General features: G+C 68.0%; 13 protein-coding genes, 1 tRNA gene and 1 pseudogene. 5 read left to right on the forward strand and 10 right to left on the reverse strand.

Features of this window, described 5'->3' with window-relative positions; translation table 11 throughout:
• Positions 1 to 15: 15 nt before the first annotated feature.
• On the reverse strand, positions 16 to 261 hold the full coding sequence (locus ACIO3P_RS12545; RefSeq protein ID WP_401849155.1) for a hypothetical protein: 246 nt from the start codon (positions 259 to 261) through the stop codon (positions 16 to 18).
• 74 nt (positions 262 to 335) lie between these two features.
• Positions 336 to 1274: a hypothetical protein gene (locus ACIO3P_RS12550; protein ID WP_401849157.1), complete on the reverse strand. Its 939-nt coding sequence runs from the start codon at positions 1272 to 1274 to the stop codon at positions 336 to 338.
• A gap of 255 nt (positions 1275 to 1529) precedes the next feature.
• Here ACIO3P_RS12550 and ACIO3P_RS12555 point away from each other — a divergent pair.
• Positions 1530 to 1616 (forward strand) — tRNA-Ser (locus tag ACIO3P_RS12555).
• Positions 1617 to 1752: 136 nt separating this feature from the next.
• Here the strand turns inward: ACIO3P_RS12555 and ACIO3P_RS12560 are convergent.
• On the reverse strand, positions 1753 to 1953 hold the full coding sequence (locus ACIO3P_RS12560) for a hypothetical protein (protein WP_401849158.1): 201 nt from the start codon (positions 1951 to 1953) through the stop codon (positions 1753 to 1755).
• Positions 1954 to 3221: 1268 nt separating this feature from the next.
• Between ACIO3P_RS12560 and ACIO3P_RS12565 the strand changes: the two are divergent.
• Positions 3222 to 3502, forward strand: a pseudogene (locus ACIO3P_RS12565) (SAM-dependent methyltransferase); the annotation flags it as partial.
• Between the two features lie 3 nt (positions 3503 to 3505).
• On the opposite strand, the gene ACIO3P_RS12570 reads toward ACIO3P_RS12565, so the two are convergent.
• The 6 genes from ACIO3P_RS12570 to ACIO3P_RS12595 all read right to left on the reverse strand — a co-directional run bounded on the left by ACIO3P_RS12570 (position 3506) and on the right by ACIO3P_RS12595 (position 9768).
• Positions 3506 to 4657, reverse strand: a complete 1152-nt coding sequence (locus ACIO3P_RS12570; protein ID WP_401849160.1) for a hypothetical protein — start codon at positions 4655 to 4657, stop codon at positions 3506 to 3508.
• The gene (locus ACIO3P_RS12575) at positions 4657 to 5181 is read right to left on the reverse strand and encodes a DUF4365 domain-containing protein (RefSeq protein ID WP_401849162.1); all 525 of its coding nucleotides are present in this window, start codon (positions 5179 to 5181) and stop codon (positions 4657 to 4659) included. The genes ACIO3P_RS12570 and ACIO3P_RS12575 overlap by 1 nt, the downstream gene beginning before the upstream one ends.
• A gap of 800 nt (positions 5182 to 5981) precedes the next feature.
• The gene (locus ACIO3P_RS12580; RefSeq protein WP_401849163.1) at positions 5982 to 6758 is read right to left on the reverse strand and encodes a hypothetical protein; all 777 of its coding nucleotides are present in this window, start codon (positions 6756 to 6758) and stop codon (positions 5982 to 5984) included.
• A 569-nt stretch (positions 6759 to 7327) separates the two neighbouring features.
• A complete protein-coding gene (locus tag ACIO3P_RS12585) occupies positions 7328 to 7972 on the reverse strand; it encodes a LysE family translocator (RefSeq protein WP_329822894.1) in 645 nt (214 codons plus the stop codon).
• A 108-nt stretch (positions 7973 to 8080) separates the two neighbouring features.
• Entirely contained in the window at positions 8081 to 8818 is a 738-nt protein-coding gene (locus ACIO3P_RS12590) for an SAM-dependent methyltransferase (RefSeq protein ID WP_401849164.1), read from the reverse strand.
• Positions 8819 to 8886: 68 nt separating this feature from the next.
• The gene (locus ACIO3P_RS12595; protein WP_329822896.1) at positions 8887 to 9768 is read right to left on the reverse strand and encodes a class I SAM-dependent methyltransferase; all 882 of its coding nucleotides are present in this window, start codon (positions 9766 to 9768) and stop codon (positions 8887 to 8889) included.
• 131 nt (positions 9769 to 9899) lie between these two features.
• Between ACIO3P_RS12595 and ACIO3P_RS12600 the strand changes: the two genes are divergently transcribed.
• Together ACIO3P_RS12600 and ACIO3P_RS12605 are read left to right on the forward strand one after the other, a co-directional pair.
• Positions 9900 to 10592 carry a GntR family transcriptional regulator gene (locus ACIO3P_RS12600; RefSeq protein WP_329822897.1) on the forward strand — a complete coding sequence of 231 codons (693 nt, stop codon included), beginning with the start codon at positions 9900 to 9902 and terminating at the stop codon, positions 10590 to 10592.
• Between the two features lie 56 nt (positions 10593 to 10648).
• Positions 10649 to 11890: a nitrate/nitrite transporter gene (locus tag ACIO3P_RS12605; protein ID WP_401849540.1), complete on the forward strand. Its 1242-nt coding sequence runs from the start codon at positions 10649 to 10651 to the stop codon at positions 11888 to 11890.
• Between the two features lie 52 nt (positions 11891 to 11942).
• Here ACIO3P_RS12605 and ACIO3P_RS12610 read toward each other — a convergent pair whose 3' ends face one another.
• Positions 11943 to 12767, reverse strand: a complete 825-nt coding sequence (locus ACIO3P_RS12610) for a maleylpyruvate isomerase family mycothiol-dependent enzyme (RefSeq protein WP_329822898.1) — start codon at positions 12765 to 12767, stop codon at positions 11943 to 11945.
• A gap of 176 nt (positions 12768 to 12943) precedes the next feature.
• Between ACIO3P_RS12610 and ACIO3P_RS12615 the strand changes: the two genes are divergently transcribed.
• The gene (locus tag ACIO3P_RS12615; protein WP_401793406.1) at positions 12944 to 13789 is read left to right on the forward strand and encodes a carbon-nitrogen family hydrolase; all 846 of its coding nucleotides are present in this window, start codon (positions 12944 to 12946) and stop codon (positions 13787 to 13789) included.
• Positions 13790 to 13822 lie beyond the last annotated feature (33 nt).

The raw sequence follows: 13822 nt of genomic DNA on the forward strand, positions 1-13822 counted from the left end.
GGACAGCACGGGCGGTCATTTCTCCCTGGCGTACAGCACGACGTAACGGATGGTCAGCGCCACCCCGAGGATCCCCAGTCCGAGCAGTCCGGCGACTTCGAGGATCCCCGTACCGTCCATCGCGCCCCGTATCGAGCCCGAGATGCCCCCGACGGCCACGCATATCCCGAGAACGAAGGTGCGAGAGCCGCGCGGTGCGAACCAGCGTCCCAGGCGGGGGCGGCGGCGCCCGGTGGCATGCGTATCGCGTGTAGGGGTCACGTGTACCTCGTCGGTGAAGGGCCCGGAGGCCCCAGCCTCTCAGTCCCAGTGCCCGTCACCACGCTCCGTACGACCTAGTCGCGCATGGACGCGCTCGGGGTGTCGCCGCGTTGCGCCTGATCGGCGCGCTCCACGACCACCTGAGCCAGCTTCTCCGCATCGGCACCGGCGTCCTTGCCGCTGGCGGCCCTCACCAGCACCGTCCCACTGCGCGCGATCACCTCGCTGAGCTCACCGTGACGCCATCCACTGCGGTCGTTCCCGAAGTCGCCCACATCCACGGATGTCGCGGAGTCCTCCTCCGACACGGAGGTGCGCAACTCGGAGTAGAGGTCGGAGGCGGCGCCCTCGGACGACGCGGCGTACACGACGAGTTCGGCCTCCTTCCAACTGGCGGTGGCGCCACCGAGCAACTTCGCGCAATCGGCCTGCCCGCCACACCGCTCGGCCTTGGGCTGCTCCGTCACGGTCCAGCCCGACGGCACGCTGCCCTCGTCGGGCACGACGGTCCGCACCACGGCGGGGTCGTTCAACGGCGCCGACACTCTCTCTTCCCCGCTCGTACGGAAGATCAGCACCGCGGCCACCGCGAAGACCAGCAGGATGGCAAGGGCGGCCACTTGATTGGTGCGGGTGTTGTGGATCGTGAGCGGGCCGAGGGAAAAGTTCCCCTTGACCTTGTTACGGGTCCCGCCGATGTTGATGCCTGGCTGCCCCGCGGACACCGGCTGGTGGGCCCCCGACAGGGCCTCGGCCACGGCTTCGTCCAGTCGCCGCCTGAACTCGGGATCCTCCAGCACCTCGTCGAGCAACGCGCTGCTCACCGCCGCCCGCGCCGGTTCGGACGCTCTGCCATCGTCCGACGCGTCCGCCGACTCCAACCCGGCCAGGGCGCGCCGGCCCTGCGGTGACTGCCCCAACCGCTGCGTGATCACCTCTCCGACCCGCGTCCCCACGGCCGAGGCCGCACCACTGCTCGCGGACGACGCCACCAGCCGGACCGCCGCTGCCACTAACTCTGTCGGCTCCATGCATCCCCCCCCGTTGCTGACATTCCCCCTGTGCTGGGCGGGTTCGTGCGTCGTCGCGGAGGTCCCCAGACGGGCCGCAGCGAGACACGCCCGTCCAGCAGCACCCCCAACCTGTACCCACAAGCCCTGCGAGCTAGTCCGCACCGACCGGGCCGCCCCCTGCCTGCCAGGGCTTACGCGACCGAGCCGGTCAGCCGGTAGGCTGTAGCCGCTCCGCCCCAGGCGGGCCGGAGCATGGGTGGGTTGCCCGAGCGGCCTAAGGGAACGGTCTTGAAAACCGTCGTGGCAGCGATGTCACCGTGGGTTCAAATCCCACACCCACCGCAGCGGGCCAGCGTATGCGCTGGTCAGAGGGCGTGAACCCGGTTCGGGGTCACGCCCTCTTCGCTTGGCCTGTCTCACCCTGATTCGGGGATGTACCGCCTCTGACCAGTGCGTGTGGGCCATACGCGGGCCAGGATCAGGACTCCTCCGCCTCCTCCAGACCCTTCTGAATCAGGCTGTTGGCATGGGCGGAACTGCCCTTCAGGAGCTTGGCGTAGAAGCGGTAGAGCACCGCGACGCTGTGGCCGGCGCGGTAGGCGACCTCCACCGGGTCGACGCCCTGTTTGATCCACAGGGAGACGGCGGCATGCCGCAGGCAGTACGGCACGGCGGCCATATCCGACTTCAACTCGGGGCCGAGTGAGCACGGCTTCGCGCGCCCGCATCCCAGACCGCGCAGTACTCGTTCGACGTGACCCGGCCGCCGCGCGCGGCCCAGAACAGCCGACCGTCCGGGGCCACCCCGCGGGCGATGTGCGCGCGGACCTTCCGGACGTAGACCGACGGGATCGGAACGGCGCGAACAGCGTTGCGGGCTCGGTGCTTGAGCCCGTGCTCATCGTGGGACTTCCCTCCGTCCGTCCACCCTGCCCCGACCTCGGGGTGACTCTCGGAGACCAGGACTTCTCCAAGCATCCGGCTCGTTCTCCGGTGGGAGCGTGAAGTGCTCCTTTCGGAGCGAGACGGCTTCACCGGGGCGAGTAGCCAGGTAGTAGATCGCGCCGAAGAACGTCTCCAGGTGCTCACCCCGCGGGCCCTGCTCCGCCACGGCGCCGAGCAGCCGGCGCGCTAGCCGGGGGCCGGGGGCGTACCTGAAGCCGACTTCGTCGGACGTGGACGGGGCCGTCCAGTCAACGACGAGAAACGGATGCCGGTTCAGAAGCGCCCGCTCCTCAACCGCGTACCGAAAGGCGTTGCTGAGCACCATCCGCTTGCGGTTGGCCGTGTTCTCGGCGGCCGGAGCGTCGTTGAGCTTCTTCGACAGGGCGGCGAAACGCGGAACGGATGTGCTCCGGCTTGGCGGCGTTACTGACCTTCAGGGAGTTGGCCGCGACCCAATCGAGAGCCTTCCTCATGTCCTCCGGCAGAGCCTCGGTCTCGCAGCGCGGCAACCAGTCGCCGTCTTCGGGCTTTACGGCTCTGAACGCCCACTGGCAGAGCGCCGCGCAGAGTTCGGGGATCCGGCTGCCCGGCGGTGGTGCGCACCAAGACAGGCGTCACGACGGCCAGCGACTCGGCGATGCTCGCCCGGTGCTTCCCCGCAGCCCCTGGCCACTTCATCAGCGCGTACGCCTTGGCATGCTCGTACCACGTCGGCGTCGCAAGGGCGGCCAACTCCTGTTCCGGCAGTCCCGTTTCCTCGTCGAACTGCTGGCCCCTGCGCAGAGCCTCCATGAGCTGCGAGTGGCGGCCATCCGCCTGCGGCTTGGGCGCGAAGCGCTTCGAATGCCCCTCCTCGCCTACGCGCCACCGGAGTTCCCAGGGCTTCGGTCGGCCGGAGCGGCGACGGATGGACCACACAACAACGTCGTACGTGAGCATGTCTCTCCAGAGCAGGACAGAGCCCGCCCCTGAGGATCCAGGGGCGGGCTCGGGTCGACGGCAGGTCAGGCGGCGTTCTGCTCGCAGGTCTCTCACCAGGCGTCGAGGTTGGCGCGGCTGACGCGGAGCTGGCCGCTGACCGCGTCCGGGCTCACTGATGTCCAGGTCTTCGGCATCGAGGGCCCCGCGTGGTCGCTCGTCAAAGCTGCTGAGCAACAGCCTGGTGAGGGACCCACAGAGGCGCGCTAATCGCCTCTGCCCTGGAGGCGGCTCGGATGGCAGAGCCGTACCCGGAATTGCTCGCCGCCAGCTCCCATCTGCTGGCAGTTGGTCGAAGGGTCTAACCCCTAAGAATTTTCAGCTAGGACCGTGAATCCTGAAGGGTTTTGCAGAAAGTACCGATTGCCGCGCCTGACGAGACTTCCTGTCACCAAGACAGTAGCGCCGTTTCGGTGAGCCTGAGTTGCTTCAGAATAGTCACCTTCGGTCAGATCGAGCCACACGCGCCGAAGGCGGTTGTTGACGCTTCCTTCGATGATTCCTGCGACGCTGACTTCCCCGGGACCAAGGGAGCCTTCCCGGTGAAGTCTCACTACCGCACCCACGACGGTGACGTCCTCCTCGGGTTCCGCCGCCCGCAATTCTTGGGCGGCCTCACGAAGCACAACAACCTGATCACGACCGAGTCGAATCGGTGCTGTTGGCTCCACGGGACGCGATAGCGCCCACGAGAAATCAATTTTAGTCTCACCTCCTTCGCGGGAAGTGAATCCGGAGATCGCCTCGCAAAGGTTGGCTGTCACGCCCATTTCGGCCCGCCGCGTGAATGCCTGGATGTCGTCTCGTCGCTGGATTACCTCGTCAGCCGCCGCTACAGCTTCCCTCGTTGCTTTCATTAGCTTGAGGGATACTCGACGTTCATACGGTTGGCTCATAAACCTGACCTGGGGGTGGTCTATCTCAAGTTCTGTCTGGCCGATTCGAGGTGGAACCGGAATGTAGACCGTCAAGATATAGCTGCCCTCGAAGGTCGGCCCCAGACGGACAGTGCGCATGAAATCGAGGGCCTGGGTGGGCTTGCGTGCCGGCTGCACAGGGCGGGCGCGCTCGCTGCTCTCCGAAACTGCCCCAGAAAGAACCCACTGCCGAAGGCTCTCGAAGGCTTTGATGCCCTCATCGATAGGTGTCGTCCCGGGGTCGGCGTCGGGCTCGGTGTGGACGTACTGAACGTCCGCATCTGAGGTGGCAATTTCAAGCGAGATCTTGGATTCGCTTCGGCCTTCGGCCTGCGAAAGAGTCTTCAGGAGTTGCTGGATGTACGAAACGTATCCCCGCATTTTGCGGTACCGAGGAATGAACGCTTCGTATGAATCATCATGTGACATCCACAGCGTCCCGCCTTGCTCATCCTGAGGCGACCATCCCCGAGATGCCAAATAGAGGGAGATGCGTTGCGGGTCGCTCGCTTGACTGAAGTGAAATCCGTCAAAGTCGGTCATCATCCTGCAAGCCTCCCCTGCGTCATGTCGCCTCTGACTAAGCCAGTCAAAGAATCAATGGTTAGTAGATTTCTTTTAGGTACGTGAACCGACTTATTGGCCTGTAGCTCGGGGTCGATCTGGTCATGATCCATCAGGTCGACCCAGTAGACCGCGTACTGGAAGATACTCGAAATCTCGCTGGAGATGACATAATCGGATTTGGCAACTGGCGTATGCGCCAAAAACAAATACCGTCGGGTCGGCAGCTCTATGCCGACTGTTCCGATCAAGTCGTTGTAGTTCTTCACCGGGATCGAATACGAGAAGGATTCGCCCACGTATGTTGGGTTGCAGCATGACTTGACTTGGGCTTCGATTAGCGGATAGCGCATCGTCTGGACTCTGCCTGGAAACCCAATCTGAATGTCGACCCCATCGACGTCAAGACTGCGCTTTCCTGGGTTTAGGCCAGCGGCGCACGAGAGTGCCCACACGAGCCCCTCGGCGAAGTGCCCTTGCCAAACCTCGCTGTTCAGCCCCACCCGTTGCCCCCCTGCCGCACACTTCATCGCCTCCCCTGGCATGTCCATAGTCAGGGAAGCTTGAAGATCAGCGCAATGGGGCTGACATGACAGTTGGGCTGATTTCGTCATAGCAGGCTCCGGCCGCGTCGGTAGCGGAGGACTCCAGTGTTACCCGCTTGCTGGCCATTCGCGTCGTAAGGCCCGTCTCCTCACTCCTACGGGCGGTCTGTATACGAGGGCTCGCTGACATCGGTCTCTGACATCAACGGGAGTACACAACGACGCCCGGCAGCAGTCCAGGGGCCTACCGCCTTTGTCTGTCCTGGCAGAGCCCTCATGGCGCCTGAGGAGTCCACCGTGATGCCCTACTCGCCTACGGATCAGAAGGTTGCGGGTTCGATTCTGCCGAGCGCACACAGGCAGCGGGGGCAGCACAGTCTCAACCATGTGTGTTCGCGGGCGTTCAACGGCAGGCCGGACGCTACCTATCACCCGCTACTGAACGCTGCTGAACGGTCCCGGACGTGCTCCCGCAGTGTTGGAAAGCGTGTGGGGGCACCCCTCGCGAGTTCGAATCTCGTATCCTCCGCTGTTCGGCGAGCCACGGACTGCAGCCGTCAAGTGCAGCAGACGGTGCCGCTCTGGAGACACATCGTGCCTGATGTCGCATTTCGGAGGTATGCGCACCCTCGGGTCGCGCCGGCACACCGGACATAGCTGCCGGCTCGTCGGACATAGACGGAATCCCGCTGCAAACGCACTGGTCAGCCAGTGCCGGCGCGTCGGACATAGCTGCCGGCTCGTCGGACATACGCGGATTAGCGAGGGCGCGCGTGCCAAGCCGCAGTGAGTGCTTCGTCGATTGCACTCAAGTCGGCAGCATCCTCATCAGGGTCAAGATCGGGATCGGGGCGGAACTGCCGCATCACCTCAAGGGCCTTGAGCAGTCTGTCGCCGTAGGTAGGCAGACTGTTGCCGTTGAGCCAGCCGTTGAGAGTGCTGCGCGTTACGGGATACTCCTCGGGCATGCGCTCGCTGATCCATCGCATGGGTGGGCTCCCCGCTCTGACGTGGTAGTTCCTGATCAGTGCAAAGAGCCGCGCTTCCTCGGGCAGATTTCTTCGTTGCTTGCCGGCGTTCCAGTCAAAGTTCTCTGGACGCCAAGGGGCGAGCGGATGTCTGACCATGGACCGGTCGGGCACGTCCGCCGTAGGTGGAGGTTTCATGTCGCCGAGCGCAGGCTGAGCCGCAGCGTCGCTCTCTGGTGATGGCTCGACTCGGTCGACGCGTGATCCAAAAGTTCGTTCAGCAACGGCAGCCGTCCACGCAGCAAGCGCCTCACGCACCGCCACGCGGCGAGCTTCTTCTTCGCCTGGCTCTCGAAACAGATGCTCCACCAGTGCCTTGACCAGGTCGCGGTTTGGCAGCTCCGGCCCGCGCAGGGCCTTGTGCCACGTCTGGCGCGACCATCCGGACTCCTTGCTCAGCGTTGCGAGCGACTCGTCCCCTTGATGCAGGACGTGCCTTTGCATCAGTTCGAAGAACTCGTACTGCAGTCCATCGGGTGTCTGCGGCTTCCCGATTCGGCGCTTCATTGCGCCCTCCCCCTGGTGCTGTCAACGGCTTATCCCGCTCTTGTCATCAACTTATCCCCCAACCAGCCTTTGATGACCTGGGAGTTCGCGGATGCAGTACAACGGAGTACGTCGGACACCACCGGACACCGTCGGACACGAAGGTTCCTGGCTGCACACCTAAGCCTTCGTGCCCTGACGGCGTCCTGACCTGAAAGCGAGCGGCATGCGCACTTTCCGGCGTTTCAAGAGTGCCTCACCCATGGGGCTCAGGGCCAGGAGACGGAGACTCAACTCCGTCCTCGTTGCCCTGGCCGCCTTCGGGCTCGGCGCGTGGCTGCCCCAGGACCGGATCCTGAGCGGTGCAGCAGTCTCTGGCGTAGCGGTCGCGCTGACACAGTTGCTCCTCCACACCATGGAGGGTCGAGAGAAGGGGGACGTATCCGAGTGAGCGATCTCCGTTGATCGTTCGCGTACTTCCCTCCCACCGCAGCAGGTCAGCGTATGCGCTGGTCACAAGGGGTGCTCCGGAAACGGGGTGCCCCTTCGGTGTGCGACCGGTTCTGGCCTGGGGGCCGCCCTGCCGTCGTTCAGTCCGCGCGGCCCGTCGCCGCGACCGTTACGCCCAGGCCGATCATCGCGAAGCCGCCCGCGCCGCCCATCATCGACAGCCGGCGCTCCGAGCGGGCGAACCAGCCGCGGGCCGCCGCCGCGCCGAGTCCCCACAGGGTGTCCGTGATCAGGCTGATGCCGACCGGGACCAGTCCGAGGAGCAGCATCTGTGCGGGGACCTGGGCGGCGGAGTGGTTCACGAACTGGGGGAGTACGGCGCCGAAGAAGACGAGGCTCTTGGGGTTGGTGACGCCGACGACGAAGCCGTCCCCCACGGTGCGCAGACTTCCGCGTCCCGGGTCCGTTCCGCCGTCGCCGGATGACGTCCGTACCTCCTTGCGGTGGCGGAAGGCATGTACGCCCAGGTAGACGAGATAGGCCGCGCCCGCGAGCTTCACCGTCAGGAACACGGTCACCGATCGTTCGACGAGCGTCCCTATGCCCAGGGCGACCGCCACCACCAGGGTGTAGGAGCCGGCCACGTTGCCCAGCACGGTGGCCACCGCGCTGCGTCGGCCGTGGGCCAGGGCCCGGCCGATCACGAAGAGCACGCTCGGTCCCGGGATCACGATCACCAGCAGGGACATCGCCGTGAACGCCAGCAGCCGGTCCGTGGACACCATGCGCATACCTCCGGCCTCCGGCCGGGGGCGTGTCCCGGGCCTCGTTCAGCCTACGGAGGGGGTGCCGCGTCCGGTGGGTGTTTTCGCGGGAGCGTGGGAGCGGTTGGGTCACTCGGAGGTTCGGCGCAGGACCAGGGTGAGGAAGCCGAAGCTGTCGCGGTAGGAGTTCAGCCACTGCGAGCGGTGGGTGGAGGCGACGTTCAGGATCTCGGCGCTGTCGGGGTCCTTGGGGTGGTCCAGGGCCCAGGTCGCCAGGGAGCCGGTCCAGCACCACTCGAAGTCGTCGAGTTCCTGGCGTGTGCTGATGTGCCCGAAGACAGGGGTCCAGCCGTGGGCGGTGACGCGGTCCACGGTGGTCGCCAGGTCCTCGTACTCGCCCAGTATCTCGCGGGCAGCGGCGCTGGGTTCGCGTTCCCAGTAGGCGTCGCCGACCAGGACGCGGCCACCGGGGGCGAGGTGTTCGCGGGCGGCGTCGAGGGTGGGCAGGAGGCCGCCGAAGGCGTGGGTGGCGCCGACGCTGAGCACCGCGTCGAAGGGGCGCGGGGACGCGAACTCCGGGGCGTCCTGCTGGTGGAGTACGAGGCGGTCCTCGACTCCCCGGTCCACCGCCTCCTTCCGGGCCTTGGCCAGGAGCTGGGCCGAGGTGTCGACGCCCTCGGCGGTCACCTCCGGATGGGCGGCCAGGGTCCGCAGCAGCCAGGCCGCCTCACCACAGCCGAGGTCCAGTACGCGTTCGTCGCCCCGGTCCACGGTCCGGTGGAGCAGCCGGCGCACCGACTCGTCGTCGAGGGGGCTGTTGATGGGGTGGTCGGCGTGCGACAGGCGGGAGATCTTTTCGCGGTCCATGGCGCGCAGCCTGGCAGCGCGGGATGTTCGCCGCATCTCATTTGGGCGCGGTCTCCCGGCCGGGCGCGTCAGACGGTGGCCACGAGCAGGTCCTCGCCGCTCGACGGGCGGAGGCCGTCGGCGCGGTCGGCGAAGTAGCGGTCGGCGAGGGCCGTTCCCGGTACGTGGTGGACGTTACGGAAGCCGGCGTCGCGGGCCAGGGCCAGCATCCTCCGCGGGGGGTAGAAGCTGATGAACGGCGTTCCGGAGGCCCGCGCCCGCGGTGCGGTCGCCTCCAGGGCGGGGCGGTCGGCGGGGTCGAGGAGTTCGGCCGGCAGCAGGAAGGTCAGGGCGAGCGTCGAGCCGGGGGCGAGTCCGGCGAGCCGGCGCAGGGTGGCCGTGGTGGCTTCCTCGGTGAGGTACTGGGTGACGCCCGTGGAGACGACGACCGCCGGCCGGCCGGGGTCGAAGCCGGCGGTGGACAGATGGCTCCACCAGTCCTCGTGCGTCTCGAAGTCGACCGGCACCAGGCGCAGCCGCTCGGGGACCCCGTGACCCAGCTCGGTCAGGCGGCGCCGCTTCCATGCCTGGGGGCCCGGCCGGTCGATCTCGAAGACGCGCAGGCGGGCGGCGAGTTCCGGTCTGCGCTGGGCGAAGGTGTCCAGGCCGGCTCCCAGGACGACGTACTGGGTGACGCCGTGGCCGGCCTGCTCCTCGACCAGGTCCTCGATGAAGCGGGCGCGGGCCACGACGGCCGCCCGGAACCCTCGGGTGGCGTCCGGGTCCATGTCCGGGCGGCGCCGCCACTCGTCGTCGGGGGCGGCCAGGCGCAGGCCGATCTCGTCCTCGAACACGTGGGGCGGCGGGTCCACCTGTACGTGCATCGCCCGCCAGAGGGCCACCCGTACCGCCGTGCTGTCCGGTGTCGCCTCTGAGCCGTCGGTCATGTCGGCGGTCGTGTGGTCGGTCATGTGGTCTCTCCTTGCGCTCGTGGGGGCTCCTCCGGCGTGCGGCGGGCGCGTCGCCGCCCATTCGCGGGGGTGTACGTCCGTATGGCGGAATGGATTTTCTGTTGCACCTCTGTTGTATCTATGATGCGTGCATGCCGCCCGTCCCTGCCCCTGCCGCTCCCGTGAAGCATGCTCCGAAGCTCCCCATGAAGCAGCCTCCCGCCGCCGACCGTGTCTACAGCCATGTGAAGGAAGCCGTACTCGACCGCCGTTACGAGGGCGGGACGCTGCTCACCGAAGGGGAGCTGGCCGAGGCCGTCGGGGTGTCCCGTACCCCCGTGCGCGAGGCGCTGCTCAAGCTGGAGGTCGAGGGGCTGATCAAGCTCTACCCGAAGAAGGGCGCGCTCGTGCTCGCCGTCTCCGCGCAGGAGATCGCGGATGTCGTCGAGACCCGGCTGCTGGTCGAGGAGTTCGCCGTACGCAAGGCCGTGCCCGCGTCCGCGGCGTTCCTCGCGCGGCTGGAGGAGCTGCTGGAGGCGCAGCGGCAGCGGGCCGAGGAGGGGGATCTCGGGGCGGTCGCCGTGTCCGACCGGTGCTTCCACGCCGAGATCGTGCGCAACGCGGGCAACCAGATCCTCTCCAAGCTGTACGACCAGCTCAGGGACCGGCAGTTGCGGATGGGCGTCGCCGTGCTGGAGGCGCATCCCGACCGGATCGCCAAGAACGTCACCGAACACGCCGAGATGCTCGAAGCCATCAGGGCGGGCGACGCCGACGGCGCCGCCGCCTGTGTGCGCCGCCATGTCAGCCGCGTCAAGGTGCTGGTCCGGGGTACGGACCGGTGAGCGCCGTCTCCGTCACCCTGCCCGGTGATCCACCCGGCGGCCGGCGCGCCACCTGGATGTGGGGCATCGGCGTCGCCGTCTACTTCGTCGCCGTCATCTTCCGTACGAGCCTGGGCGTGGCCGGTCTCGACGCCGTCGAGCGCTTCCACATCAACGCCTCGGCCCTGTCGACGTTCTCGATCCTCCAGGTGCTCGTCTACGCGGGCATGCAGATACCCGTCGGCCTGATGGTCGACCGGCTGGGCACGAAGAAGGTGCTCACTCTCGGCGTCGTGCTCTTCACGGTCGGGCAGCTCGGCTTCGCGCTCTCCCCCTCGTACGGCACGGCGCTCGCCGCCCGCGCGCTCCTCGGCTGCGGCGACGCGATGACCTTCATCAGCGTGCTGCGGCTCGGCACCCGCTGGTTCCCGGCCCGGCGCGTGCCGATGATCGCCCAGGTCGCCGCCCTGTTCGGGATGGCGGGCAACCTCGTCTCCACCATCTTCATCTCCCGCGCCCTCGGCTCCCTCGGCTGGGCCGCGACGTTCGCCGGCAGTGCGCTGGCCGGGGTCGTCGTCCTCGTCCTGCTGCTGCTCTTCCTCAAGGACCACCCGGAGGGGCACGAGCCGCCGCCCGCCGAGCACGCGGGAGCCGCGTACGTGCGGAGGCAGATCGCCGCGTCCTGGCGCGAGCCCGGTACCCGGCTGGGGATGTGGGTGCACTTCACCACCCAGTTCCCGGCGATGTTCTTCCTGCTGCTCTGGGGGATGCCGTTCCTCGTCGAGGCGCAGGGCCTGTCCCGCGCCGTCGCGGGGGAGCTGCTCACCCTGATCGTGCTCTCCAACATGGTCGTCGGGCTGGTGTACGGCCAGGTCATCGCCCGGCACCACGCGGCCAGGGTGCCGCTCGCCCTCGGTACGGTCGGGGCGACCGCGCTGATCTGGGCGACGATCGTCACGTACCCCGGCGACCACGCCCCCGTGCCGCTGCTGATCACGCTCTGCGCGGTCCTCGGCGCCTGCGGGCCCGCGTCGATGATCGGCTTCGACTTCGCCCGGCCCGCGAACCCGCCCGGGCGTCAGGGCACGGCCTCCGGAATCGTCAACATGGGTGGTTTCACGGCCTCGATGACGACGCTCTTCGCGGTCGGTGTCCTGCTGGACGCGACGGGCGACAACTACCGGATCGCGTTCTCGTCCGTCTTCGTCCTCCAGACGATCGGGATCGTCCAGATCCTGCGGCTGCGCTCGCGCACCGCGCGGCGGGAGCGGGAGCGGCTGGTGGCGAGCCGGGTGGAGGCTGTGCACGTTCCTGTCTGAACGAAGCCGTGCACGTTCCTGTCTGATCGTCTGGACCTGACGGGCCCGGGAGCTACGGGGTGACGGCGAAGTTCCGCAGGATCGCCTCCGCCAGCTCCTGGTCGCCGTCCACCTTCAGCCGGTCCTCCACCGCCGCGGGCCGCACCCGTCCGCACGCCAGCCGGAAGTACGTCTCCCAGTCCGTCGCGAGCGTGACGACCGGGCCGAGCGAGGGCGAGCCGTCGACCGAACCGCGTCCCTCCGCGTTCACCCGTACCGTACGGAGGAACTCCAGCGGGCCGTTCACGTCGATGACGACCGCCGAACTCGGCGGCGCGCCCGCGTCCTTGGCGACGACCTTCGGCAGCGCGGCCAGCAGCACGTCACGGGCGACCAGGGCGCCGGGGGAGTCCAGGTTCCCGGGCCTGTTCAGCGCGGAGCGCAGGTCCTGTTCGTGCACCCAGATGTCGAACGCCCGCATCCGCATGGCGGTTTCCAGGGTCTGCTCGGCGCCGAGCGGCGCGCGGACCATGGTGTCGGGCGCGCGCGTCTCGTTCCGCAACTGCCGGTTGCGGCGGATGACCGTGTACTCCAGCTCGGCGGTCATCTCCGGCGCGGTGTGGTGGCGCCGCACATCGACCTGCATCTCCATGTAGCGGGTGTGGTCGTCCCGTACGTGATAGAGATCGCGGGGCAGCGAGTGGATCGGCCGCGGGTCCCCGAGCATCTCGCAGTCCAGACCGATGACATGCGAGACGATGTCCCGCACGGACCAGCCGGGGCACGGGGTGCGCCGGTTCCATTCACCCTCGACGAGCGGCTGCACCAGCTCGGCTATGGCCTCGATGGAGTGGGTCCAGGCATCGGCGTAGTTCTGAAGGCTGGGATGGACGGTCACGGGACCCCTCGGCGGTTCTGCGGTACGCGGGCTGGCTTGCTGGCGGGCGGCTGCGGGCTGCGGGCTACGTGGGAGGTTCGGCAGCTAAGTTACGCTGCCCGATGGCACCCCGGCAGTGCTTTCGTGTGACGATCGTAGGCCCGTGTTGACGGCTCGAATGCCAGGACGGTGGTACTGTGCGCGCTTCGCTGATCCAGATCGCAGTAGACCCGGACGAATCGGTCGAATCCCGTAGACGGCGCGTTGCCACCCTGGTACGGGAACAGCGTGGCGCTGATCTCGTCGTCCTCCCGGAGCTCTGGCCGGTCGGGGCGTTCGCGTACGAGTCCTTCGCGGCGGCGGCGGAGCCGGTGGACGGGCCGACCTTCGCGGCGATGTCCGGGGCGGCGCGCGACGCGGGGGTCTGGCTGCACGCCGGGTCCGTGGTGGAGGCCGCGGCCTCGGGTGCGCTCTTCAACACCTCGCTGGTCCTCTCCCCCGCCGGTGAACTGGTCCGTACGTACCGCAAGATCCACCGCTTCGGCTTCGACAAGGGCGAGGCGACGCTGATGGACGCGGGCGGTGAACTCGTCACCGTACGGCTGCCGGAGACCACCCTCGGCCTCGCCACCTGTTACGACCTCCGCTTCCCCGAGCTGTTCCGCGGGCTGATCGACGCGGGCGCCGAGGTGCTCGTCGTACCGGCGGGCTGGCCCGCACGCCGGCGCGCGCACTGGACGGTGCTGGCGCGGGCGCGCGCCGTGGAGAACCAGGCGTACGTCCTGGCCTGCGCCACCGCGGGGACGCACGCCGGGGTGGAGCAGTCGGGGCACAGCATCGTCGTGGACCCCTGGGGCGAGGTGCTGGCCGAGGCGGGCACGGGCGAGGAGGTGCTGGTCGTGGAGGTCGACCCGGCGAAGGTCGCCCGGACGCGCGAGCAGTTCCCGGCGCTGAAGGACCGGCGGCTCGGGCTCGCGCCGCCGTCCCCGCCCTCGTCCCCGTCCCAGCTCCCGCCCTCGTCCCCGTCCCCGCCGCGCCGCTGAGCGACGGCCCGTCGGCGCCGGCTGCGGGCGGCG

This window comes from Streptomyces sp. NPDC087310 (assembly GCF_044744405.1).
GTDB lineage: Bacteria > Actinomycetota > Actinomycetes > Streptomycetales > Streptomycetaceae > Streptomyces.